22 protein-coding genes are annotated in these 23,136 nt (G+C 55.3%); 15 read left to right on the plus strand and 7 right to left on the minus strand.

Annotated elements, in window-relative coordinates; all coding sequences use genetic code 11:
• Position 1 precedes the first annotated feature (1 nt).
• The 3 genes from yidD to rpmH are packed head-to-tail and all read right to left on the minus strand — an operon-like array spanning position 2 to position 741.
• Positions 2 to 259: a membrane protein insertion efficiency factor YidD gene (yidD, locus tag AAZT04_RS20850; RefSeq protein ID WP_012004505.1), complete on the minus strand. Its 258-nt coding sequence runs from the start codon at positions 257 to 259 to the stop codon at positions 2 to 4.
• The gene (gene rnpA, locus AAZT04_RS20855) at positions 223 to 582 is read right to left on the minus strand and encodes a ribonuclease P protein component (protein ID WP_004950547.1); all 360 of its coding nucleotides are present in this window, start codon (positions 580 to 582) and stop codon (positions 223 to 225) included. Before rnpA ends, yidD begins: the two co-directional genes overlap by 37 nt.
• An 18-nt stretch (positions 583 to 600) precedes the next feature.
• Positions 601 to 741, minus strand: coding sequence for a 50S ribosomal protein L34 (gene rpmH, locus AAZT04_RS20860; RefSeq protein WP_003849659.1), 141 nt, complete (start codon positions 739 to 741; stop codon positions 601 to 603).
• A gap of 681 nt (positions 742 to 1,422) precedes the next feature.
• Here rpmH and dnaA point away from each other — a divergent pair.
• From dnaA to yidA, 5 genes are all read left to right on the plus strand, one after another.
• On the plus strand, positions 1,423 to 2,820 hold the full coding sequence (gene dnaA, locus AAZT04_RS20865) for a chromosomal replication initiator protein DnaA (protein ID WP_041414068.1): 1,398 nt from the start codon (positions 1,423 to 1,425) through the stop codon (positions 2,818 to 2,820).
• Positions 2,821 to 2,824: 4 nt separating this feature from the next.
• Positions 2,825 to 3,925: a DNA polymerase III subunit beta gene (gene dnaN / locus AAZT04_RS20870; RefSeq protein WP_020824632.1), complete on the plus strand. Its 1,101-nt coding sequence runs from the start codon at positions 2,825 to 2,827 to the stop codon at positions 3,923 to 3,925.
• Positions 3,926 to 4,080: 155 nt separating this feature from the next.
• On the plus strand, positions 4,081 to 5,166 hold the full coding sequence (recF, locus tag AAZT04_RS20875) for a DNA replication/repair protein RecF (protein ID WP_046374834.1): 1,086 nt from the start codon (positions 4,081 to 4,083) through the stop codon (positions 5,164 to 5,166).
• 18 nt (positions 5,167 to 5,184) lie between these two features.
• On the plus strand, positions 5,185 to 7,599 hold the full coding sequence (gene gyrB, locus AAZT04_RS20880) for a DNA topoisomerase (ATP-hydrolyzing) subunit B (RefSeq protein ID WP_129982608.1): 2,415 nt from the start codon (positions 5,185 to 5,187) through the stop codon (positions 7,597 to 7,599).
• Between the two features lie 123 nt (positions 7,600 to 7,722).
• Positions 7,723 to 8,538, plus strand: a complete 816-nt coding sequence (gene yidA, locus AAZT04_RS20885; protein ID WP_046374833.1) for a sugar-phosphatase — start codon at positions 7,723 to 7,725, stop codon at positions 8,536 to 8,538.
• Positions 8,539 to 8,581: 43 nt separating this feature from the next.
• Here yidA and AAZT04_RS20890 read toward each other — a convergent pair whose 3' ends face one another.
• Both AAZT04_RS20890 and AAZT04_RS20895 read right to left on the minus strand, forming a co-directional pair.
• The gene (locus AAZT04_RS20890; protein ID WP_261448687.1) at positions 8,582 to 9,523 is read right to left on the minus strand and encodes an ornithine cyclodeaminase family protein; all 942 of its coding nucleotides are present in this window, start codon (positions 9,521 to 9,523) and stop codon (positions 8,582 to 8,584) included.
• The gene (locus tag AAZT04_RS20895) at positions 9,510 to 10,478 is read right to left on the minus strand and encodes a threonine/serine dehydratase (RefSeq protein WP_261448686.1); all 969 of its coding nucleotides are present in this window, start codon (positions 10,476 to 10,478) and stop codon (positions 9,510 to 9,512) included. Before AAZT04_RS20895 ends, AAZT04_RS20890 begins: the two co-directional genes overlap by 14 nt.
• A gap of 273 nt (positions 10,479 to 10,751) precedes the next feature.
• On the opposite strand from AAZT04_RS20895, the gene dgoR reads away from it, so the two are divergent.
• The 7 genes from dgoR (at position 10,752) to AAZT04_RS20930 (ending at position 18,214) form a co-directional block, all read left to right on the plus strand.
• A complete protein-coding gene (dgoR, locus tag AAZT04_RS20900; RefSeq protein ID WP_020824637.1) occupies positions 10,752 to 11,450 on the plus strand; it encodes a D-galactonate utilization transcriptional regulator DgoR in 699 nt (232 codons plus the stop codon).
• A complete protein-coding gene (locus tag AAZT04_RS20905) occupies positions 11,447 to 12,340 on the plus strand; it encodes a 2-dehydro-3-deoxygalactonokinase (RefSeq protein ID WP_046374830.1) in 894 nt (297 codons plus the stop codon). Before dgoR ends, AAZT04_RS20905 begins: the two co-directional genes overlap by 4 nt.
• Positions 12,324 to 12,941, plus strand: coding sequence for a 2-dehydro-3-deoxy-6-phosphogalactonate aldolase (locus AAZT04_RS20910; protein ID WP_020824639.1), 618 nt, complete (start codon positions 12,324 to 12,326; stop codon positions 12,939 to 12,941). Before AAZT04_RS20905 ends, AAZT04_RS20910 begins: the two co-directional genes overlap by 17 nt.
• Positions 12,938 to 14,086 (plus strand): galactonate dehydratase, encoded by a 1,149-nt coding sequence (dgoD, locus tag AAZT04_RS20915; RefSeq protein WP_046374829.1) that lies wholly within the window; start codon positions 12,938 to 12,940, stop codon positions 14,084 to 14,086. The genes AAZT04_RS20910 and dgoD overlap by 4 nt, the downstream gene beginning before the upstream one ends.
• Before the next feature lie 116 nt (positions 14,087 to 14,202).
• Positions 14,203 to 15,522 (plus strand): MFS transporter, encoded by a 1,320-nt coding sequence (locus AAZT04_RS20920; RefSeq protein WP_041414071.1) that lies wholly within the window; start codon positions 14,203 to 14,205, stop codon positions 15,520 to 15,522.
• A gap of 72 nt (positions 15,523 to 15,594) precedes the next feature.
• Complete coding sequence (locus tag AAZT04_RS20925; protein ID WP_041414073.1) at positions 15,595 to 16,887, plus strand: MFS transporter; 1,293 nt, start codon at positions 15,595 to 15,597, stop codon at positions 16,885 to 16,887.
• Positions 16,888 to 16,933: 46 nt separating this feature from the next.
• On the plus strand, positions 16,934 to 18,214 hold the full coding sequence (locus AAZT04_RS20930; protein ID WP_129941240.1) for a DUF3748 domain-containing protein: 1,281 nt from the start codon (positions 16,934 to 16,936) through the stop codon (positions 18,212 to 18,214).
• Positions 18,215 to 18,250: 36 nt separating this feature from the next.
• Here AAZT04_RS20930 and AAZT04_RS20935 read toward each other — a convergent pair whose 3' ends face one another.
• The gene (locus tag AAZT04_RS20935; protein WP_041414075.1) at positions 18,251 to 18,595 is read right to left on the minus strand and encodes a YceK/YidQ family lipoprotein; all 345 of its coding nucleotides are present in this window, start codon (positions 18,593 to 18,595) and stop codon (positions 18,251 to 18,253) included.
• Positions 18,596 to 18,898: 303 nt separating this feature from the next.
• Between AAZT04_RS20935 and ibpA the strand changes: the two genes are divergently transcribed.
• The 3 genes from ibpA to AAZT04_RS20950 all read left to right on the plus strand — a co-directional run bounded on the left by ibpA (position 18,899) and on the right by AAZT04_RS20950 (position 21,752).
• Positions 18,899 to 19,312 carry a small heat shock chaperone IbpA gene (ibpA, locus tag AAZT04_RS20940; protein WP_020824646.1) on the plus strand — a complete coding sequence of 138 codons (414 nt, stop codon included), beginning with the start codon at positions 18,899 to 18,901 and terminating at the stop codon, positions 19,310 to 19,312.
• 128 nt (positions 19,313 to 19,440) lie between these two features.
• Positions 19,441 to 19,869 carry a small heat shock chaperone IbpB gene (ibpB, locus tag AAZT04_RS20945; RefSeq protein ID WP_020824647.1) on the plus strand — a complete coding sequence of 143 codons (429 nt, stop codon included), beginning with the start codon at positions 19,441 to 19,443 and terminating at the stop codon, positions 19,867 to 19,869.
• A gap of 224 nt (positions 19,870 to 20,093) precedes the next feature.
• Positions 20,094 to 21,752 (plus strand): putative transporter, encoded by a 1,659-nt coding sequence (locus AAZT04_RS20950; RefSeq protein WP_020824648.1) that lies wholly within the window; start codon positions 20,094 to 20,096, stop codon positions 21,750 to 21,752.
• A gap of 36 nt (positions 21,753 to 21,788) precedes the next feature.
• Here AAZT04_RS20950 and AAZT04_RS20955 read toward each other — a convergent pair whose 3' ends face one another.
• Positions 21,789 to 23,042, minus strand: a complete 1,254-nt coding sequence (locus tag AAZT04_RS20955) for a valine--pyruvate transaminase (RefSeq protein ID WP_041415136.1) — start codon at positions 23,040 to 23,042, stop codon at positions 21,789 to 21,791.
• Between the last annotated feature and the right edge of the window lie 94 nt (positions 23,043 to 23,136).

Below are 23,136 nucleotides of genomic sequence, written 5' to 3' on the forward strand. Positions count from 1 at the left end.
GTTAGTGTTCTCTGTTATCGTCGGGTTTCGGCGGCACGGGATCATCGCCACCTGGGTTCAAGGGGTGGCATTTTAATACGCGTTTCAATGCTAACCAACTGCCTTTTATCATGCCAAACCTGCTTAATGCCTCAATTGCGTAATGAGAGCATGTCGGCTGGAAGCGACAACGAGGCCCAAGCAGCGGACTGATGACGAGCTGGTAAGCCCGCACCAGCCCGATCAGGATGCGGGAGCCTGGCGACAGTGGCGACGCCATAATTTTTCCAAAGCTTCCGTCAGCGCGCGGTTATCCAAATCCGCTATCCCTTTTTTGGCCACCACGACAAAATCCATCGCCGGTAACTCGTGCTGACGTAAACGGAAGCTTTCGCGGGTTAGGCGTTTGATCCGATTGCGTTCATGCGCGCGTTTGACGTGTTTTTTGGCGACGGTAAGACCGATGCGGGGATGCCCCAGCTGGTTCAGGCGGCCGAGGATGGTGATTTGCGGCGTGCCAGCCCGTTGTGGCTGCTGGAAGACGAAAGTGAAATGAGTGGGAGTTAACAAACGTAACTCCCTGGGAAAAGCTAGCTTAACCACTCAGCGGGTTAGCTTTTATTACTTAGAAACAGTCAGACGAGAACGGCCTTTCGCACGACGGCGGGCCAGAACTTGACGACCATTTTTGGTGGCCATACGAGCACGGAAACCGTGGCTACGGTTGCGCTTCAATACGGACGGTTGGAAAGTGCGTTTCATGGCGATTTCTACCTAAACTTAAATAATTACTGATCAGTAAACGCGTTTGGCTATTCGGCGTGAAGACGACCGACGCCTCAATCGCAATATATAAAGAAGCGGGATTGTAATAATTGTACAGTCCTGAGTCAATTCACATCGCGCTAGCCTACCTGGTTGTCTGCCAATACGGAGTAAAATCCGGTCTTGGCCCGTGGTCACCGCAGAATCCTGTCTGGTTAATGACACACCATTAAGGAACCAGGTACACACGTAGGGCGAAGATTATACGGACTCGGGGGTAAATCGCAAGGATCCCGACGCGATCCTTGTGGTTTAAGCCAAGGATCCCACGTGGATAACAGGGTATAACCGGTTGACAATGTAAAAAATACCGTTCATCAGGCGGGATTTCGCCTGCAATTTGGCGTGGCTGGCGAAAAGATCGCCGCAGGCCGGGGCCTGTGGATAAAATGGATCTAATCTGTGATGAAGGGGAGGATCTCTTGCGCGGATTGCGCTATGATCCGTCATTCCGATCGCGATCTCTCAAGCGGGGATCGTGAGGGACATAAACCGTGAAAGGCGGTTCGCATCCCCCACAGGCAAACAGCCGATGCCGGGTATGTGTCAAAAATCATGAGTTATAAAAAATTAGCCTGATTCTTTTCTTTTATTGATCTTGTTCGAGTGGAGTCCGCCGTGTCACTTTCGCTTTGGCAGCAGTGTCTTGCCCGATTGCAGGATGAGTTACCTGCCACAGAATTTAGTATGTGGATACGCCCATTGCAGGCGGAACTGAGTGACAACACCCTGGCGCTTTATGCGCCCAATCGTTTTGTGCTGGATTGGGTTCGCGATAAGTACTTAAACAATATCAATGGCCTGTTGAATGATTTCTGCGGTACGGATGCCCCCTTGCTGCGTTTTGAAGTGGGCAGCAAACCGATCTCCCAAATCATCAGCCAGACCGTTACCGCCAGCGTGAGTGCAAGCGCACCCAGCGCACCGGTAGCGCGCGCCGTGGCGCCGTCCCGCCCCAGTTGGGACAACGCAGCTCCTCAGCCTGAACTTTCCTACCGCTCCAACGTTAACCCAAAGCATACCTTTGATAACTTTGTTGAGGGTAAATCCAACCAGTTGGCGCGCGCGGCGGCCCGCCAGGTGGCGGATAACCCGGGCGGCGCCTATAACCCGTTGTTCCTGTATGGCGGCACCGGCCTGGGTAAAACTCACCTGTTGCACGCGGTAGGCAACGGCATCATGGCCCGCAAGGCCAACGCCAAAGTGGTCTATATGCACTCTGAACGCTTTGTTCAGGACATGGTCAAAGCCTTGCAGAACAATGCCATTGAAGAATTTAAGCGTTATTACCGCTCGGTCGATGCGCTGCTGATCGATGACATCCAATTTTTTGCCAATAAGGAGCGTTCGCAGGAAGAGTTCTTCCATACCTTTAACGCCCTGTTGGAAGGCAATCAGCAGATTATCCTGACTTCAGACCGCTACCCGAAAGAGATTAACGGCGTGGAAGATCGCCTGAAGTCTCGCTTCGGTTGGGGGCTGACGGTGGCGATCGAGCCGCCTGAGCTGGAAACCCGCGTGGCGATCCTGATGAAAAAGGCCGACGAGAACGATATCCGTCTGCCGGGCGAAGTGGCGTTCTTTATCGCCAAGCGCCTGCGTTCCAACGTGCGTGAGCTCGAAGGGGCGCTGAACCGCGTGATTGCCAACGCAAACTTTACCGGCCGTGCCATTACCATTGATTTCGTGCGTGAAGCGCTGCGCGATCTGCTGGCTCTGCAGGAAAAGCTGGTCACCATCGATAATATTCAAAAGACGGTGGCGGAATACTATAAAATTAAAGTCGCGGATTTGTTGTCCAAGCGGCGTTCGCGTTCCGTTGCCCGCCCGCGCCAAATGGCGATGGCATTGGCAAAAGAACTCACCAACCACAGCCTGCCTGAAATCGGCGATGCGTTTGGTGGCCGCGACCATACCACGGTGTTGCACGCCTGCCGGAAGATTGAGCAGCTGCGTGAGGAAAGTCACGACATCAAAGAAGATTTCTCCAATTTAATCAGAACATTATCTTCCTAGCGCTATGAAATTTATCGTTGAACGTGAGCATCTGCTAAAACCGCTGCAACAGGTGAGCAGCCCGCTGGGCGGCCGCCCAACCTTGCCAATTCTGGGTAACCTGCTGTTGCAGGTGACGGAAGGCTCCCTGCTGCTGACCGGCACCGATCTGGAGATGGAGATGGTGGCGCGCGTTGCCCTGTCCCAGCCCCATGAAGCGGGCGCGACTACCGTCCCCGCGCGTAAATTCTTTGATATCTGCCGTGGTCTGCCTGAAGGGGCCGAGATCACCGTAACGCTTGAAAGCGAGCGCATGCTGGTGCGTTCCGGCCGCAGCCGCTTCTCACTTTCTACGTTGCCGGCGGCGGATTTCCCGAACCTGGACGACTGGCAGAGCGAAGTTGAATTTTCGCTGCCACAGGCAACGCTGAAGCGCCTGATTGAAGCTACGCAGTTCTCGATGGCTCATCAGGACGTGCGTTACTACTTAAACGGCATGCTGTTCGAAACCGAAGGGGAAGAGCTGCGTACCGTGGCGACCGACGGTCACCGCCTGGCGGTGTGTTCGATGCCGATCGGCCAGGAATTGCCGTCGCATTCGGTGATCGTGCCGCGTAAAGGCGTGATGGAGCTGGTGCGTCTGCTGGACGGTGGCGAGACCTTGTTGCAACTGCAGATCGGCAGCAACAACATTCGCGCTCACGTCGGTGACTTTATCTTCACCTCCAAGCTGGTTGACGGCCGTTTCCCAGATTATCGCCGCGTATTGCCGAAGAACCCGGACAAAACGCTGGAAGCCGGCTGCGACTTGCTCAAGCAGGCGTTTGCCCGCGCGGCCATTTTGTCGAACGAAAAGTTCCGCGGTGTGCGCCTGTACGTTAGCCAGAACCAGCTCAAGATCACCGCCAACAACCCGGAACAGGAAGAAGCGGAAGAGATCCTCGATGTCAGCTACGACGGCACCGAGATGGAAATTGGTTTTAACGTCAGTTACGTGCTGGACGTTTTGAACGCGCTCAAGTGTGAAGATGTGCGTCTGCTGCTGACCGACTCGGTTTCCAGCGTGCAGATCGAAGACGGTGCCAGTAAGTCTGCTGCTTACGTCGTCATGCCAATGCGGCTGTAGAATTTATCGGGCTATCTTACTTGCCCCTTTGCGATTGGGCAGTGCTCGCAATCCTCACGTACTCTGTGTACGCTCCGGTTGCTGTGTGCTGGCCGCAAGCAAAGGGTCTGCGACAATAACGCCCTGGGCTGTTCGATGATTAAGATAACTGCAGCATGGCATTAACGCGTTTACTGATTAAAGACTTCCGCAATATAGAAGCGGCGGATTTGTCGCTGGCGCCGGGATTCAACTTCCTGGTTGGCGCCAACGGCAGCGGGAAAACCAGCGTGCTTGAGGCGGTGTATACCCTTGGGCACGGGCGTGCGTTTCGCAGCCTGCAGGCCGGCCGGGTGATCCGCCACGACCAGCCGGAGTTCATTTTGCACGGCCGTATTGACGGTGCAGAACGTGAAATATCCGTAGGATTAAGCAAGAGCCGTCAGGGTGACAGCAAGGTACGCATCGATGGCAGCGACGGCCACAAAGTGGCTGAACTGGCGCAGTTATTGCCGATGCAACTGATCACCCCCGAAGGTTTTACCCTGCTAAACGGCGGGCCGAAATTCCGGCGCGCCTTCCTGGACTGGGGCTGTTTTCATAACGAACCCGGTTTTTTCACCGCCTGGAGCAACCTGAAACGGTTACTGAAGCAGCGCAATGCCGCGCTGCGCCAGGTCAGTCGCTATGCGCAAATCCGCGCCTGGGATCAGGAACTGATCCCGTTGGCAGAGCGCATCAGCGAGTGGCGGGCAGCTTACAGCGACGCGATTGCCGCGGATATTACCGCGACGTGCGCGCAGTTTTTGCCCGAATTTGCCCTGAGTTTCTCTTTCCAGCGCGGCTGGGACAAAGAGAGCGACTACGGAGAGCTGCTGGAGCGCCAGTTTGAGCGCGACAGGGCGTTAACCTATACCGCGGTGGGGCCGCATAAGGCGGACTTCCGCATTCGTGCCGACGGCACGCCGGTAGAGGATTTGTTATCGCGCGGTCAGCTTAAATTGCTGATGTGCGCATTGCGCTTAGCGCAGGGTGAGTTTCTCACCCGGCAGAGCGGGCGGCGTTGCCTGTATCTGATTGATGATTTTGCCTCCGAGCTGGACACCGGCCGTCGCCGGTTGCTGGCCGATCGCCTGAAAGCCACCCAGGCCCAGGTCTTTGTCAGTGCCGTGAGCGCTGAACAAGTGACCGATATGGCCGGTGAAAAGGGCAAGATGTTCCGCGTGGAACAAGGTAAAATAGAGGTTCAACCACAGGACTAAAATGAGCGAGAAACGTTGATGTCGAATTCTTATGACTCCTCAAGTATCAAGGTATTAAAAGGGCTGGACGCGGTGCGTAAGCGCCCGGGCATGTATATCGGCGACACCGATGATGGCACCGGTCTGCACCACATGGTATTCGAGGTTGTGGACAACGCTATCGACGAAGCACTCGCTGGCCACTGTAGTGACATTCAGGTGACCATCCATGCCGACAATTCCGTTTCGGTACAGGATGATGGCCGCGGTATCCCAACCGGTATTCACGAAGAGGAAGGGGTTTCCGCAGCACAGGTGATCATGACCGTGCTGCATGCTGGCGGCAAATTTGATGACAACTCCTACAAGGTCTCCGGCGGTCTGCACGGCGTGGGCGTCTCCGTTGTTAACGCCCTGTCTGAGAAGCTGGAACTGGTGATCCGTCGTGAAGGCAAGGTGCATGAGCAAACCTATGCCATGGGCGAGCCATTGTCGCCGCTGAAAGTGGTCGGTGAAACCGATCAGACCGGCACCACGGTCCGTTTCTGGCCGAGCTATGAAACCTTCACCAACAATACCGAATTTGAGTACGACATTCTGGCCAAGCGCCTGCGCGAACTCTCTTTCCTGAACTCCGGCGTGTCTATCCGCCTGAAAGACAAACGTACCGACAAAGAAGACCACTTCCACTACGAAGGCGGTATCAAGGCGTTTGTTGAATACCTGAACAAGAACAAAACCCCGATCCACCCGAACGTGTTCTACTTCTCGACCGTCAAAGACGACATCGGTGTGGAAGTGGCGCTGCAGTGGAACGACGGTTTCCAGGAAAACATCTACTGCTTCACCAACAACATCCCGCAGCGTGACGGCGGTACCCATCTGGTCGGTTTCCGTACCGCGATGACCCGTACCCTGAACAGCTACATGGATAAAGAAGGCTACAGCAAAAAGGCCAAAATCAGCGCCACCGGCGACGATGCGCGTGAAGGTCTGATTGCCGTGGTTTCGGTGAAGGTGCCTGATCCGAAGTTCTCTTCTCAGACCAAAGACAAGCTGGTGTCTTCCGAGGTGAAAACCGCGGTTGAAACGCTGATGAACGAGAAGCTGGTCGATTATCTGATGGAAAACCCGGGCGATGCGAAAATCGTCGTCGGTAAAATCATCGACGCAGCGCGTGCTCGTGAAGCGGCGCGTAAAGCGCGTGAAATGACCCGCCGTAAGGGCGCGCTGGATCTGGCCGGCCTGCCGGGCAAACTGGCGGACTGCCAGGAACGTGACCCTGCGCTGTCTGAACTGTACCTGGTGGAAGGGGACTCAGCGGGCGGCTCTGCCAAGCAGGGACGTAACCGTAAGAACCAGGCAATCCTGCCGTTGAAAGGTAAAATCCTCAACGTAGAGAAGGCGCGCTTCGACAAGATGCTGTCTTCGCAGGAAGTGGCGACGTTGATCACCGCGCTGGGCTGCGGCATTGGCCGTGACGAGTACAACCCGGACAAACTGCGCTATCACAGCATCATCATCATGACCGATGCCGACGTCGATGGCTCGCACATCCGTACGCTGCTGTTGACCTTCTTCTACCGTCAGATGCCGGAAATCATCGAGCGTGGCCACGTGTTCATTGCTCAGCCGCCTTTGTACAAGGTGAAAAAAGGCAAGCAGGAACAGTACATCAAAGATGACGAGGCGATGGATCAATACCAAATCGCCATCGCGATGGACGGCGCAACCCTGCACACCAACGCCAGCGCCCCGGCACTGGGCGGTGAGCAACTGGAAAAACTGGTTGCCGAACACTACAGCGTGCAGAAGCTGATCGGTCGTATGGAGCGTCGCTACCCGCGCGCGCTGCTGAACAACCTGATCTACCAGCCGACTCTGCAGGAAGAAGATCTGAGCGATCAGGCCAAGGTTAAGACCTGGATTGATTCTCTGGTGAAACTGCTGAACGACAAAGAGCAGCACGGCAGCAGCTATGACTCGGTGATCTTCGAGAACCGCGAGCGCCAGATGTTTGAGCCGGTGCTGCGCATTCGTACCCACGGTGTGGATACCGATTACGCGCTGGACTTCGACTTCATCCACGGTGGCGAGTACCGCAAAATCTGCGTGCTGGGCGAGAAACTGCGCGGCCTGATCGAAGAGGGTGCCTTCATCGAACGTGGTGAGCGCCGTCAGCCGATTGAAAGTTTCGAGCAGGCATTGGAGTGGCTGGTGAAAGAGTCACGTCGCGGCCTGGCGGTACAACGCTATAAAGGTCTGGGCGAGATGAACCCAGAGCAGCTGTGGGAAACCACCATGGATCCGGAAAGCCGCCGTATGCTGCGCGTGACCGTGAAGGACGCCATTGCTGCAGACCAATTGTTCACCACCCTGATGGGTGATGCGGTCGAACCTCGTCGTGCCTTTATCGAAGAGAATGCCCTGAAAGCGGCAAATATCGATATCTAACGCATTGATGGCTGTGAAAATCCGCGCCGGGCAACCCGCGCGGATTTTTTTACGCCGTTTTTGACGCTGACACGGCGGGCTGAAACGCGTTAGCATGGAAAAAAACCACTGGGAGAGGATCGAATGGCTATTGAACTGATTGCGATTGATATGGACGGCACGCTGCTCAACCCGCAGCACCAAATTACGCCGGCAGTAAAGCAGGCAATCACCGAGGCGCGCCGCAAAGGGGTGCATGTGGTGCTGGCCACCGGGCGGCCTTACGTCGGCGTGCAAGACTATCTGCGTCAGTTGGACATTCAGGGACCTGGTGATTTTTGTATTACCTATAACGGTGCGCTGGTTTTGAAGGCGGTAGATGGTGCCTGCATCCTGCAGGAAACGCTGGGCTTTGAGGATTATCTCTACTTCGAGCAGATGGCGCGCGAATTCGGCGTTCACTATCAGGCGTTTGATTTCGATACGTTGTATACACCGAACAAAGATATCGGCAAATACACCGTGCATGAATCGGAGATGACCGGCATTCCGCTCAAGTACCGCAGCGTGGAAGAGATGGATCCGGCGATCCGTTTCCCTAAGTTGATGATGGTTGACGAGCCTGAGCTGTTGGATCGTGCCATCGCCCGCATCCCGGCTGAAACGCGGGAGCGTTATACCATCCTGAAAAGCGCGCCGTATTTCCTGGAGATCCTGCATAAGAACGTGGATAAAGGGACCGGCGTGAAAATGCTGGCCGATCATCTTGGTATTGCACAGCAAAACGTGATGACGTTGGGCGATCAAGCCAACGACACCGCAATGATCGAGTATGCCGGCGTTGGCGTGGCCATGGGCAATGCCATTGAGGAACTGAAGGCGGTGGCGCAGTTTGTGACCACCACCAATACCGAAGACGGCGTGGCACGCGCCATCGAGAAATTTGTGCTGAATGCCTAACGTTGTTTTGCATCAGGGGGCGCAGTTGCGCCCCTTAATCCCGTTATAACCGCGCTAAAATTCCCTTCACAATCTGCACATCCTGAATCGCCAAGCCGGTCAGATCGGCCAGGGTGATTTGCTCCGGATCGCTGCGCACCTTCTTTCCTTGCGCCAGGGCGGTACCTAATTCGACGAGGGGTATCGAAGCCAACAATCCCTGCCGGTAAGCCGTGGCGATTTCGCCGTATTCTGTACATTGAGACACAGAGTCTGCCAGCAACACATCCGCCCTGGCCACCAGACCGCTCTCCAGTTCCTGCTTGCCATGGGAATCGGCGCCTACCGCGGTGATGTGGGTGCCGGGCCGAATATCCGTCGCCCGCAGAATCGGCTCTCGGCTGGGCGTGGTGGTGATAATCAACCGGCAGTGTGCCGCCAGTTCTGTAGCATCCTGGGTTGTATGCACCCGAAATCCTTCGGCCTCGGCACTGTGGCGGTAGGCTTGCAGCGCCGACTCGGTGCGGCCCCATACCCAGACTTCACGGCAGGCGGTCAGAGGTTTTAGCTGTTGCAACTGCAGCAGGGCCTGCATGCCGCAGCCGACGATACCTATGGCCGGGATCTCCGTCGGTGCGCACAGTTCGGCGACGATGCGCCCGGCCAGAGCGGTGCGTAATGCGGTTAACCAGCCTTCGTCCAGCAACAACGCCTGCGGTTCACCGGTTTGTGCTGAGAAAGCCATCATCAGCCCTTGATTGCTGGCCAACCCCTGCGCTGGATTACGGTAAAAACCGGAGGAAACCTTGAGGACAAACTGCTCGTCTCCTTCCAGCCACGCCGATTTAATACAGCAGTCGCCGGCTGCCTGCTCAAACAGGAAATGTTGTACCGGCGGTTGCTGTACCTGCCGTTTTGAATAGGCAATAAACCCTTCTTTTAGCAGTAATGTGGTGGCATCTGCGTCGAAAGATCCAAGTATCTGCCTTTTGTTAAGGATTTTCATCGGCGATCGCCTTGAGGTATTTCTCCAGCACGATGTTTTTTCCGCACAGGACGACGGCCACTTTTTTCCCCTGAAATTCCGGTGCCAGCTTAATGGCGGCGGCTAAGGCTACCCCGGCCGCCCCTTCGATAATCCAGCGATCGCTGACGGCAATTTGGCGCATAGCCTGCTTGATTTCAGTTTCACTGACCAAGACTTTTCGGTCGATCAGCTGCTGACACAGAGGGAAGGTAATAGCACCGGGCTCCACGCCCCCGGCAGTGCCGTCGGACAGGGTATCTTGCTCTTCCACCGGGAAAATGTGGCCGGCTTCCAATGCGCTGTACATGCTGGTGGCGTTTTCCGGCCAACAGGCAATTAGCTGCGTTTTCGGCGATAGTTGCTGCAAAACGCTGCCAATGCCCGAAATATAGCCGCCACCTCCCACCGAGACAAACACCGCATCCAAATCCGGCTGTTGTTCGACCAGCTCCATGCCGCAGGTCCCCTGACCGGCGATGACCTGCTCGTCATTATAGGGAGAGACATAAACCTTCCCTTGTTCCTGCGCCGCCTTTTCCCCCGCCTGCTCGGCATTTAGCGCATCGCCCGCCACCAGCTCTACCTGGGCGCCCAGAGCGCGAATGGTGTCGAGTTTTATCGCCGCTGCTGTTTCCGGCGCATAAACCTTGACCTCAACGCCCATCAACTTTCCCGCCAGCGCCATCGCCTGGCCATGATTGCCGCTGGAGGCGGCGATCACTCCGCGTTGGCGTTGCTCTTCACTCAGTAGCCGCAGTTTATTACTGGCGCCGCGAAACTTAAAAGAGCCGGTAGGCTGCAGGTGGTCGCATTTCAGGAACAGTTCGCAACCCAAGCGTTGCGACAACAGTACGCTGCGTTCCAGTGGGGTGACGCGAACCTGTGGGCGCAATTGTTGGTGGGCGGAAACAATTGCATCGAATAAGTGGCTCATGACGGCTCCAGTAAAGAAGGTGATGTAGACTTTAGAATCCAGTTTGTACTTTTTAGTCTTTTATGTAAACCCCGAAGTTACACAACCAGAAGGCGTTTATCTTATTGTCTGTTTTGTGATCTTGATTGTAGTACGATATTAATAATTAGTACTACAATCAGGCGTCGGTAGGTGAGTGAGTTATGAAGATTGTGCTGCAACCGCAGGACGCCAGCAGGCGCTACGGGTAAAGTGAATCCGTCACCACAGCATGGCGAACGCCACGGAGTCATTATGAATAAGCAGCAGATCGGGAAAACAGACCGAATCATTATTGAGATTGGCCGGCAGATCGTCGGCGGAAAGTATATGCCGGGTTCACCACTGCCGGCCGAGGCCGAGTTGTGCGAAGAGTTTCAGACCTCGCGCAACATTATCCGCGAAGTGCTCCGCGCGTTGATGGCAAAGCGTTTGGTCGAGGTTAAACGCTATCGCGGCGCCTTTGTCACCCTGCGCAATCAGTGGAATTACCTGGATACCGACGTACTGAACTGGGTGTTGGCCCAGGATTACGACCCACGGCTGATTGCTGCGATGAGCGAGGTTCGTAACCTGGTGGAGCCTTCTATAGCCCGCTGGGCAGCGGAACGGGCGACGTCCAGCGAACTGGCGGTGATTGAGTCGGCGCTGAACGACATGATGACCCATCACCAGGATCGTGAACGCTTCAATGAAGCTGATATCCGCTACCACGAAGCGGTGCTGGCGGCGGTGCATAACCCGGTATTGCAACAACTTAGCGTAGCGATTAGTTCGCTCCAGCGCGCGGTGTTTGAGCGTACCTATATGCCGGATGAGGGCAATATGCCGCGTACCCTGCGTGAGCATCGGGAATTGTATGACGCTATCCGTCATCAGGATCCAGATGCTGCCGAACAGGCGGCACTGGCAATGATTGCCAGCTCTACCAAAAGGTTAAAGGACATTACATGAGTGACAGCTTTATCGCGATTGACTGGGGTTCCACTAACTTGCGTGTCTGGCGCTACGAACAGGGTGTCTGTGTCGACAGCCTGCAGTCGGAGGCCGGTGTTACCCGCCTTGGCGACCGTTCGCCGCAGCAGGTTTTCAGTGAGCTGATGGCTCGCTGGGCGGAACCGCTGCCGGTGGTGATGGCGGGGATGATCGGCAGCAATGCCGGTTGGTTGCAGGCACCTTATCTGCAATGTCCAACCCGTCTGAACGATGTGGCGCAGCAGTTAACCGTGGTAGAGCAGGCTTTACCTTATTCCGCATGGATCATCCCGGGAATATGCGTCGAACGTGCAGATAATTGCAATGTCATGCGCGGTGAAGAAACCCAACTGATTGGCGCTTATGCGGAACGGCCCTCGGCGGTGTATGTGATGCCCGGCACCCACAGCAAATGGGTGCGGATGGAGGGGGATACTTTGGCCGATTTCCGCACGGTCATGACCGGTGAGTTGCATCATCTGCTGCTCCAGCATTCGCTGATTGGTGCAGGGCTGGGCAGGCAGCATCCTGATCCGCAGGCATTTGTGCGTGGGTTGGAGACCGGCATGCATGAAACTCATATTGTGCGCAGCCTGTTTGAAACCCGTGCCGCTCATGTGCTTGGAAAACTGGAAAAAAGCGCGGTCAGCGACTGGCTTTCGGGGTTGCTGATTGGCAACGAGGTCGCGCAGATGCAGCGTGAGTATCCGCTGCCGCCGGGAGCGGAGCTCACGGTAATCGGTAATCCGCAACTGGGTGAACGTTACGCTCAGGCGCTGAATATGGCCGGGATATGCCACCAGATACTGGACGGCGATCGGGCTTTTCAATCGGGGATAAGGAGCATTGTGCATGAGCTGGAATACTGAGTTGCCGTTGATCGCCATCTTGCGCGGTATTACGCCGCAGGATGTAGGCGAACACGTCCAGGCACTATTACGTGAAGGGTTCGACGCGATCGAAATACCGATGAACTCGCCGGACTGGCAGCAAAGCATTGGCGATATGGTAAAAAAATACGGCGATCGTGCGTTGATTGGCGCCGGCACCGTGCTGCAATCGACACAGGTCGATGAGTTGGCCAGGTTGGGGGGCAAACTGGTAGTGACGCCCAACACCCAGCCGACGGTGATCCGCCGGGCGGTTGAGCTCGGCATGACGGTCTGTGCCGGGTGCGCCACCGCCTCGGAAGCGTTCAACGCGCTGGAAGCCGGCGCCCAGGCGCTGAAGATTTTTCCGTCGGTGTCCTTTGGCCCAGATTACATAAAGGCATTGAAGGCAGTATTGCCACCGCAGGTGCCGGTGTTTGCCGTCGGCGGTATTACGCCGGAAAACCTGCATCAATATCTGGCCGCAGGCTGTGCGGGTGCCGGGTTGGGGGGCGATCTCTATCGCGCCGGTCAATCGGTTGAGCGCACGGCACAGCAGGCTGCTGCATTTGTTCGGGCCTATAAGGAAGCGACTCAATGAAAATAACCAAACTGACCACCTATCGGCTGCCGCCGCGCTGGATGTTCCTGAAAATTGAAACCGACGAGGGCATTGTCGGCTGGGGCGAGCCGGTTATTGAAGGGCGCGCGCGTAGTGTAGAAGCGGCGGTACATGAGCTGTCGGAATATGTGGTCGGCCAGGATCCGGCGCGGATAAACGATATCTGGCAAACGCTGTATCGCGGCGGTTTCTATCGTGGCGGGCCGATACTGATGAGCGCGATAGCCGGTATCGACCAGGCGTTGTGGGATATCAAGGGTAAGACGTTGGGTGTGCCGGTCTATCAGCTGCTGGGTGGTCTGGTGCGTGACAAAATCAAGGCCTATAGCTGGGTAGGTGGCGACCGTCCCTCCGATGTGATAGCGGGAATCAACAAGCTGACGGAAATCGGCTTCGATACCTTTAAGCTGAACGGCTGTGAAGAAATGGGCATTATCGACAGCGCGCGCAAGGTGGATGCTGCGGTGGCGGTGGTTGCGCAGATCCGCGAAGCTTTTGGCAACAGGATCGAGTTTGGCTTGGACTTCCATGGGCGTGTTGATGCACCGATGGCGAAAATCCTGATCAAAGAGCTGGAGCCTTATCGCCCGCTGTTTATAGAAGAGCCGGTGTTGGCGGAGCAGGCGGAATACTATCCACGACTGGCTGCGCAGACCCATATCCCGATTGCCGCCGGTGAACGTATGTACTCGCGTTTTGATTTTAAAAGGGTGTTGGCGGACGGTGGCCTGGCAATTATTCAGCCTGACCTGTCCCACGCCGGCGGCATTACCGAATGCTTTAAGATTGCTGCCATGGCGGAATCTTATGACGTCGCGTTGGCACCGCATTGCCCACTGGGGCCGATCGCGCTGGCCTCTTGTCTGCATGTGGATTTTGTAGCGCGCAACGCGGTGTTCCAGGAACAAAGCATGGGCATTCACTATAACCAGGGTGCCGAGTTGCTGGATTATGTTGTGAATAAAGAGGATTTCAAAATGACCGATGGTCATTTTTATCCACTGACCAAGCCGGGTCTTGGCGTAGAGATCAACGAAGAACTGGTGATCGAACGCAGTAAACAGGCGCCTGACTGGCGTAATCCGGTATGGCGTCACCCGGACGGTGCCATTGCCGAGTGGTAATTCTTTATTAAATAACACATTGTAAATTAACGCTGAAAAGATACCTCGATCAGGTCTCGCCTGTCATTGCTGTCAGGCGAGATGCACACCTGCAAAATAGAATGTGAGGGTAGGCGATGAATAACGATCTGTACTCCTCAATAATTAAAAAAATGAATATAAGAATCATACCTTTCATTATGATTCTTTACCTGGTTGCTTATATAGATCGCTCAAATATTTCCGTGGCTGCATTGCAGATGAATGCCGATTTGGCCATGACGGCGGAAATGTACGGCATTGCGGCCGGTATATTTTATATTTCTTATATTATTTTCGAGGTGCCGAGCAACGTCATATTAACCCGCGTGGGCGCCAAACTGTGGATCGCGCGCATTATGATCACCTGGGGGGTTGTCGCCGCCGGCATGAGCCTGGTGCAAACCGCGAATCAGCTGTATGCGATGCGTTTCTTGCTGGGTATTGCGGAGGCCGGGTTTACCCCTGGGATTATCTATTATCTCTCCTGCTGGTATCCCCGCAGCGATCGTGCACGTGCGATGTCATTGTTTTATATAGGTGCTGCATTGGCTTCGGTGATTGGGTTGCCGATATCCGGATCCATCCTCGGCATGCATGGTTTTTTCGGAATTGAAGGCTGGCGCTGGTTATTCCTGCTGGAAGGCATTCCGGCGATGGCACTGGGTATCATGGTGTATTTCTACCTTGACGATGCGCCGGAGAAAGCGCGCTGGCTGACGCCACAACAGCGTGCATGGTTAGCCGAAACCCTGACGAATGAATCTGGGCAGGCGACTCTGGGCCACCACCATGGCTGGAAGGCGGCGCTGAAAAGCCAACGCGTGTGGGCGTTGAGTTTACTGTGGTTGTTGCAGGCATTCGGCACCATAGGCATCACGCTGTTTTTACCTCTGATAGTTAAGGGCGTGGTGGCCGAGCAGAGCAATTTTATTGTTAGTCTGCTTTCCGCGGTCCCCTTCCTTTTCGCCTGTCTCTTTATGTATTTGAACGGAAGGCATTCCGATCTTACCAAGGAGCGCTCTTGGCACCTTGGGCTTCCACTGATGGTCGCCGGGGGATTGCTGCTATTGGCGATTTACAGCCATAACCTGATCCTGGCCTACGGTCTGCTGGTGCTGACCGTGGGTCTGAATTGGGCGATCACTCCCATATTCTGGGCCGTGACGACAGAAACGGTGGCGGGGGTTGCCGGTGCGGCATCGATCGCCTTGATTAATGCGGTGGCCAATATTGCCGGACTTATTTTTCCACCGGTGATGGGGCGAATTAAGGACGTAACCGACAGTTATACGGCAGCGCTGATTATTGTCGCTATAGCATTAATTATCGGCGGCGTGATGGGCATAAAACTGGGTAGGCAAAGAAAAAGTACAGTCTCGCCTGAGAATATAAAAACCATTAATCATCATTTGTAATTTCAGCTGGTGAGTTGCCCTACAGTTTCTTCTCACCATTATTAAAATCCGAAAAATAACGGAATAACAAGAATGGACACAACCTTGACCTCAACACCACGAAGTAAACGCCGCTACCTGACGCTATTAATGATATTTGTCACCGTAGTCATTTGTTATGTCGACCGCGCCAACCTGGCGGTAGCTTCGGCGCATATTCAACAGGAATTTGGCATCAGCAAGGCGCAGATGGGCTATATTTTCTCGGCTTTTGCCTGGACCTATACTCTGTGTCAGATCCCCGGCGGTTGGTTTCTGGATCGCGTCGGGTCAAAACTAACCTATTTTATTGCCATCATGGGTTGGTCGATCGCCACGCTGCTGCAGGGATTTGCTGGCGGTCTGGCATCCCTGATCGGTCTGCGCGCAGTGACCGGCTTATTTGAAGCGCCCGCGTTTCCCACCAATAACCGGATAGTCACCAGTTGGTTCCCCGAGCAGGAGCGTGCATCGGCGGTTGGGTTTTATACATCCGGTCAGTTTGTCGGGCTGGCGTTTCTGACGCCGCTGCTGATATGGGTGCAGGAAATTTTGAGCTGGCACTGGGTATTTATTATCACTGGCGGTATCGGCATCGTTTGGGCGCTGATATGGCAGCGGGTGTACCAATCACCGCGCAACAGCAAAGGGGTGAACGCTGCCGAACTGGCATATATTCAAGCCGGTGGCGGCATGGTCGACGGCGACGTTGCATCGGAAAAGAAAAGCCGCGTGGCGCTCACCGCCGCCGATTGGAAACTGGTGTTCCACCGCAAGTTGGTGGGGGTTTATATCGGCCAGTTTGCCATTACCTCTACGCTGTGGTTTTTCCTCACCTGGTTCCCTAACTACCTGACCCAGGAAAAGCATATCGCCGCACTGACCGCAGGCTTTATGACTACGGTGCCATTTCTGGCCGCATTTTGTGGCGTCTTGCTATCCGGCTTCGTGGCCGATCGTTTGCTACGCAGCGGCCGCTCTATCGGTTTTGCGCGGAAAACGCCGATTATCTGCGGATTGCTGCTTTCCACCTGCATCATGGGGGCAAATTACACCAATGATCCGCTGTGGATTATGGTGCTGATGGCACTGGCGTTCTTTGGCAACGGTTTCGCTTCCATCACCTGGTCGCTGGTGTCATCGCTGGCGCCTACCCGCTTGATTGGCCTGACCGGCGGGGTTTTCAACTTTGTCGGCGGGCTGGGTGGCATCACCGTACCACTGGTGGTGGGATATTTGGCGCAGGATTATGGTTTTGCTCCTTCGCTGATTTATATCTCCGTCGTGGCATTGATTGGTGCGCTGTCGTACCTGCTGTTGGTGGGTGATGTGAAACGCGTCGGGTGATCCGGTAAGATGGCGGCTCAGTGCCAGCATGCGCAGGGGAGCCGCCATGAGCCATCGGGAAAAACAGCTGACTTTTGACCCACGTGGGCATCAGTTAACCAATATTAATGTCTGGACGCCGGACAGCCAGTGGCTGGCTTACGACGTACGCCCGAACGGTGCCTCCTTCACCGGTCTGAGCATCGAGCGGGTGAATGTCGATACCGGCGTAGTCGAAGTCGTGTATCGCGCCCAACAGGGCGCCCACGTTGGTGTAGTGACCGTCAGCCCGGATGAACCCGCCCGCTATGCTTTCATTCATGGGCCTGAACACCCGGACAGCGTCTGGCATTACGATTTTCACCATCGCCGCGGGGTGATCGTCAGCGAACCCGACCGTGAGCTGGCTATTACCCTTGATGCGATGGACATCACTCCCCCTTATACGCCGGGTGCACTGCGTGGCGGCACTCACGTACACGTGTTCAGCCCGGACGGCAGCCGCCTGAGCTTTACTTATAACGACCACGTCATGCACGAACTGGATCGGGCGCAGGACCTGCGTAACGTTGGCGTGGCCGTACCGTTACAGGGAGTGAACCCGCCGAAGCAGCATCCTCGTGAATATGACGGCAGCCATTACTGCGTGCTGGTGAGCGAGACCACGCCACAACCCCAACCCGGCAGCGATCAGATTAACCGCGCCTATGAAGAGGGCTGGGTCGGGCAAAGGGGCTATGTACGGCCCGATGGGCGTCAGCAGCGCTGGGCGTTGGCATTTATCGGCGACACTCTTTCTCATCACGGTGAAAAGTTGCCGGAAGTATTCATTGTGGATTTGCCGCAGGATGACGCGGATTACGCCAGGGCAGGTTCCCGGCCGCTGCAGGGGACCGCAAACAGCTTGCCTGCGCCACCGCGGGGCGTGCACCAACGGCGGTTGACCTTTACCGGCGAGCGTCGTTATCCAGGCGTGGTAACCGCCCCTCGTCACTGGCTGCGCAGCTCGCCCGATGGCAGCATGATTGCCTGTTTAATGAAGGATGATGCGGGTGTGGTACAGCTGTGGACGGTTTCGCCAAACGGCGGTGAACCGCGGCAGGTCACTCGTGGTGAACAGGGGATCCAATCGGCGTTCAGTTGGCACCCACAGGGTGGGCGAATTGCGCTGGTGTGTGACAACAGCCTGATGCTGTGCGAGGTGGCCAGCGGCCGCATGCAGCGCCTGACTCAGCGGACGGCGCTACCCCCATCGGGCGATGCTATCGTATTTTCACCGGATGGAAACAAAGTGGCCTTTATGCGCGAGGTAAACGGATTCAGCCAGATTTTTGTGGTTGAAGTCTGATCGAGGGTGCGGGCGAGAAGCCCGCATCAGAATATTTTACTGGGGTGTGGTCGTAGCGGCATGGGCCGGATCGCCGCTGGCGGCCAGGTTCTGCTCTTCGCCGCGCAAAATACGCGCTTTAGGTGAGTCTGCGGTACTGTCGCTGCCGGAGCGCATGTAGTCGTAAGGCAGTAATACGGTATCCATCACCGCCGAGAATGGCAGGTCCAACGCCACCAGCGGCATCATTGCCCAGCTGGTATTGTCGTCCTTCAGCATATCCACGCTGGCACGGGTGCCAGGATAGTAACCCTGATTAGGGCCGGTATGACTCATTACGCTGGAGCAGCCGTTGGTCGCTAACAGCATGCAACTGGTTGCTATGACTCTTATCGTTTTCATTTTCCATCCTGCAGGGTGCTGTTCCCCAAAATCTGCTGATCTATAACATCCTCTGGATGTTTTAAAAGGAGCAAGGACCCGCTCTGTGGCGGTTGTCTCACTTTATTGTAAGGGATAAAAAAACTTTCGCCGAACTGATTGTCATTTTTTTGATCGTGAGCGGTTGAAATGGTGAAAGCGACCCCCATTTTCTTATCAAGGCCAAATTAAGAATTTGCCGTAAGGGAATTCTGGCTATTTAGTCTGTCCATGATGGAAGGCTTAATTATTCAACCTCGCTGAAGTGCCTTAGGAGGCTGTTTTATGCGTAACTTTGATCTTTCACCGCTTTACCGTTCCGCTATTGGGTTTGACCGTTTGTTTAACGCGTTGGAGGCAGGTCAGAGCCAAAGCAATGGCGGTTATCCACCCTATAACGTTGAGCTGGTCGATGAAAATCATTACCGCATTGCGATCGCGGTGGCCGGATTTGCCGAACAGGAGCTGGAAATCACTACCCAGGATAATCTGCTGATAATCCGAGGCGCTCATAATAACGATCCAGCGGAAAGAACCTACTTATATCAAGGTATTGCCGAGCGAAACTTTGAACGTAAATTCCAGTTGGCCGAGCATATCCAAATTAAAGGCGCCAAACTGGAAAACGGGTTGCTGTATATCGATATGGAACGCCTGGTACCGGAAACATTAAAACCGCGTCGTATAGAAATTAAATAATTCATATTTCATCGGCGAAACGTCTCGCTGGTGAAATGTTAATGCCTGCCGACAGGGGGCATACCTTAATTTACCCTATAAATTTCAAGCTACGGGTAAAATCTCGCTTCATAGAAGGAGTTTACATCATGCGTAATTACGATCTTTCACCTTTGCTTCGTCAGTGGATTGGTTTCGACAAATTGGCCAGTTCAATGGGCGGCCAGGAGCCACAGGGGTTCCCGCCTTACAACATAGAGAAAAGCGACGACAACCATTACCGCATTTCTCTGGCGTTAGCCGGGTTTAAACAAAGTGAACTGGATATTGAAGTAGAAGGCCCACGCCTGACCGTACGTGGCAAGCCGACACCGCCAGAAAAACAGGTGGAATACCTGCATCAGGGGCTGGTGTTCAAAGACTTCAACCTGACCTTCACGCTGGCTGAACACCTGCAGGTCTCTGAGGCCAAGTTTGAAAACGGCCTGCTGCATATCGATCTGGTGCGTCATGTCCCAGAAGCTCTGCAGCCACAGCGTATCGCCATCGGCACCACGCCGGGGTTGGAATCAAAATAACGCTTTGAAAAATTCATAGTTTTACCTATGCATTTCAGGCCGCAGAGGTTCGTACGGCGGCCTGAAAGAGGAAAGGTATCGACGGGGGAAGTCCAAACGGGCTTCCCCCGTTGCATTATGTGGCTTAACCCACAGTCGCGTTTTCCTACCTATGCCAAAATCCCTGTTAATTGTGTGACTTTGACCGCAAACCGGTTGTTAAACTTCTGGCAAGGATGTGACCTATGAGCGAAATCGCCCTGACCGTCAGTATGTTGGCGTTGGTGGCCGTTCTCGGGCTGTGGATGGGTAACTGGAAGCTGTATGGGGTTGGGTTGGGGATTGGCGGGGTGCTGTTTGGCGGCATTATCGTCGGGCATTTCGCCCAGAGTTGGCAGCTCAGTCTGAATGGCGACATGCTGCACTTCATTCAGGAGTTTGGCCTGATCCTGTTCGTTTACACCATAGGTATTCAGGTCGGCCCTGGTTTCTTCTCTTCTTTGCGGGTGTCCGGGTTGCGGCTCAACGGCTTCGCCATTTTGCTGGTGCTGGTAGGCGGGGTGGTCGCGGCGGTGGTTCACAAGCTGTTTGACGTCCCGCTACCGATCATTCTTGGCGTGTTCTCCGGTGCCGTCACCAATACCCCCGCACTCGGCGCCGGGCAGCAAATTCTTACCGATTTGGGCTCAGATCCGGCAATGGTCGATCGCATGGGGATGGGCTATGCCATGGCCTATCCGTTCGGTATCTGCGGCATTCTGCTGGTGATGTGGCTGATACGCCTGTTTTTCCGCATCAATATCGAACGGGAGGCTCAGGCTTTTGAAAGCAGCCTGGGCAACCAGCGCGAGCTGCTGCAAACCATGAATATCGCGGTGCGTAACCCGAACCTGCAAGGGATGGCGATCAAGAATGTGCCGCTGCTGAACGGTGAGGATATTATCTGTTCACGCCTGAAACGCGGTGAGTTGCTGATGGTACCGGCGCCGCTCGAGAGGCTGGAGCTGGGCGACTATCTGCATCTGGTGGGCAAACGCGAAAGTCTGGAAAATGCGCGGTTGGTGATTGGCGAAGAGGTCGACGTCTCGCTGTCAACGCGGGGGACGGAACTGCAGGTGGTGAGGGCGGTGGTGACCAATGAGAAAGTTTTGGGCAGCAAAATCCGCGATCTGAACCTGAAGCAAAAGTACGACGTGGTGATCTCGCGCCTCAACCGCGCGGGGGTTGAACTGGTGGCAGGCAGCAATGTAACGCTGCAATTCGGCGACATCCTCAATCTGGTTGGCCGCCCGGAGTCCATCGAGGCGGTGGCGGCCATTGTCGGCAATGCCCAACAGAAGTTACAGCAGGTGCAAATGCTGCCGGTGTTTATCGGTATCGGTTTGGGGGTACTGTTGGGATCTGTGCCGCTGTTTATACCGGGTTTCCCTGCTGCGTTGCGCTTGGGCCTGGCCGGTGGGCCGCTGGTTGCGGCCTTGATACTCGGGCGTATCGGTAGCATTGGCAAGCTGTATTGGTTTATGCCGCCCAGCGCTAACCTGGCGTTGCGTGAACTGGGTATCGTGCTATTTCTGGCGGTGGTGGGGCTGAAGTCGGGCGGCAACTTTGTCGATACCCTGATTAATGGCGAAGGGTTGGCGTGGATTGGTTACGGTGCACTGATCACCGCAATTCCGTTGCTCAGCGTTGGCGTATTGGCGCGGATGGTGGGCAAGATGAATTATTTGACGCTGTCCGGCATGCTGGCAGGTTCAATGACCGATCCGCCGGCGCTGGCCTTTGCTAACGGCCTGCACCCGACCAGCGGCGCTGCCGCGCTGTCTTACGCCACGGTATATCCGTTGGCGATGTTCCTGCGCATCATGTCGCCGCAGCTGCTGGCGGTGCTGTTCTGGGCAATGTAAGGCTTTGGGGCGCTGTCTGAGCGCCCCTTATTCAAATCAGCCAGCTTCCTGGTGAGCACGCTCGATCTCTTCCGCCAGTATCGCCACGCCACGTTCAATTTTCTCCGGATCCGGCACGTAGTTCATCCGCATGCACTGATGAGTATGCGGCCATTCATGCTCCAGCCCCGGGAAGAAGTAGTGGCCTGGCACCATTAGCACGCCGCGCTTTTTCAGGCGCTGATACAGCAGCTCGGTGGTGATCGGCAGATCCTTGAACCATAACCACAGGAAAATCGCCCCTTCCGGTTTATGGATCAGGCAGCGTTCCGGCGACAGATAGCGGCGGATAATGCCGATAGTTTGCTCGACGCGCTGCTTGTAGAACGGGCGGATCACCTCGTTTGACAGTCGCAACAGGTCGCCACGTTCGATCATTTCCGTTGCCATGGCCGGCCCCATGCTGCCTGGCGACAAGCTGATAATGCCGTTCATATTGGTCAGGGCGCCGATGGTTTTCTCATCGGCAATCACGATGCCGCAGCGCGAGCCGGGCAGGCCAAGTTTCGACAGGCTCATGCACAGGATAATGTTCGGGTTCCACAGCGGCGTAGCGTCGCTGAAGATAATGCCGGGGAAGGGCACGCCGTAAGCGTTATCGATCACCAGCGGGATATTGCGCTGCTGCGCCAGCCGATCGAGTTTCATCAGCTCTTCGTCGGTGATCACGTTACCGGTCGGGTTGGTTGGGCGCGACACGCAGATCATGCCGATATCGTCGCCAATATTCAGATGTTCGAAGTCAACGTGATACTTGAACTGACCTTCCGGCAGCAGCTCAATGTTGGGCTTGGCCGAAACAAACAGCCCCTCGTCCAACCCGGCATCGGCATAGCCGATATACTCCGGCGCCAACGGAAACAGCACGCGGCGACGGCTGCCGTCGGCATAGCGCCCGGCAAACAGGTTAAACAAGTAGAAAAACGCGCTCTGGCTGCCATTTGTCAGTGCAATGTTCTGTGGCGAGATCTGCCAGCCCAGCTCATCGCGCAGCAAATTAGCCAGCGCTTTCAGCAGGGCGTCTTTGCCCTGCGGGCCGTCATAGTTACACAGCGCCTCGGTCAGTTTGCCCTGATCGAGCATGTCCTGGCACAGTTGTTTGAAGTAGCTTTCCATCTCTGGAATTTGCGCCGGATTACCGCCGCCGAGCATGATGGCACCGGGGGTGCGCAGGCCTTCGTTCAGGTCATCCATTAAACGGGTAATGCCCGCGTAACGGGTAAATTTGTCGCCGAAAAGTGAAAAAGTCATAGGTGCAACTGTATTGTTTTTAGCAGGTAATACCCCACCATACCGCCAGACAATTTCCGGTGCAATGCGGTTCATAAAACAACCACCGGGAGTA

The sequence above is a fragment of the Serratia sp. Je.1.23.a genome (assembly GCF_051129805.1).
GTDB classification, from domain to species: domain Bacteria; phylum Pseudomonadota; class Gammaproteobacteria; order Enterobacterales; family Enterobacteriaceae; genus Serratia; species Serratia liquefaciens.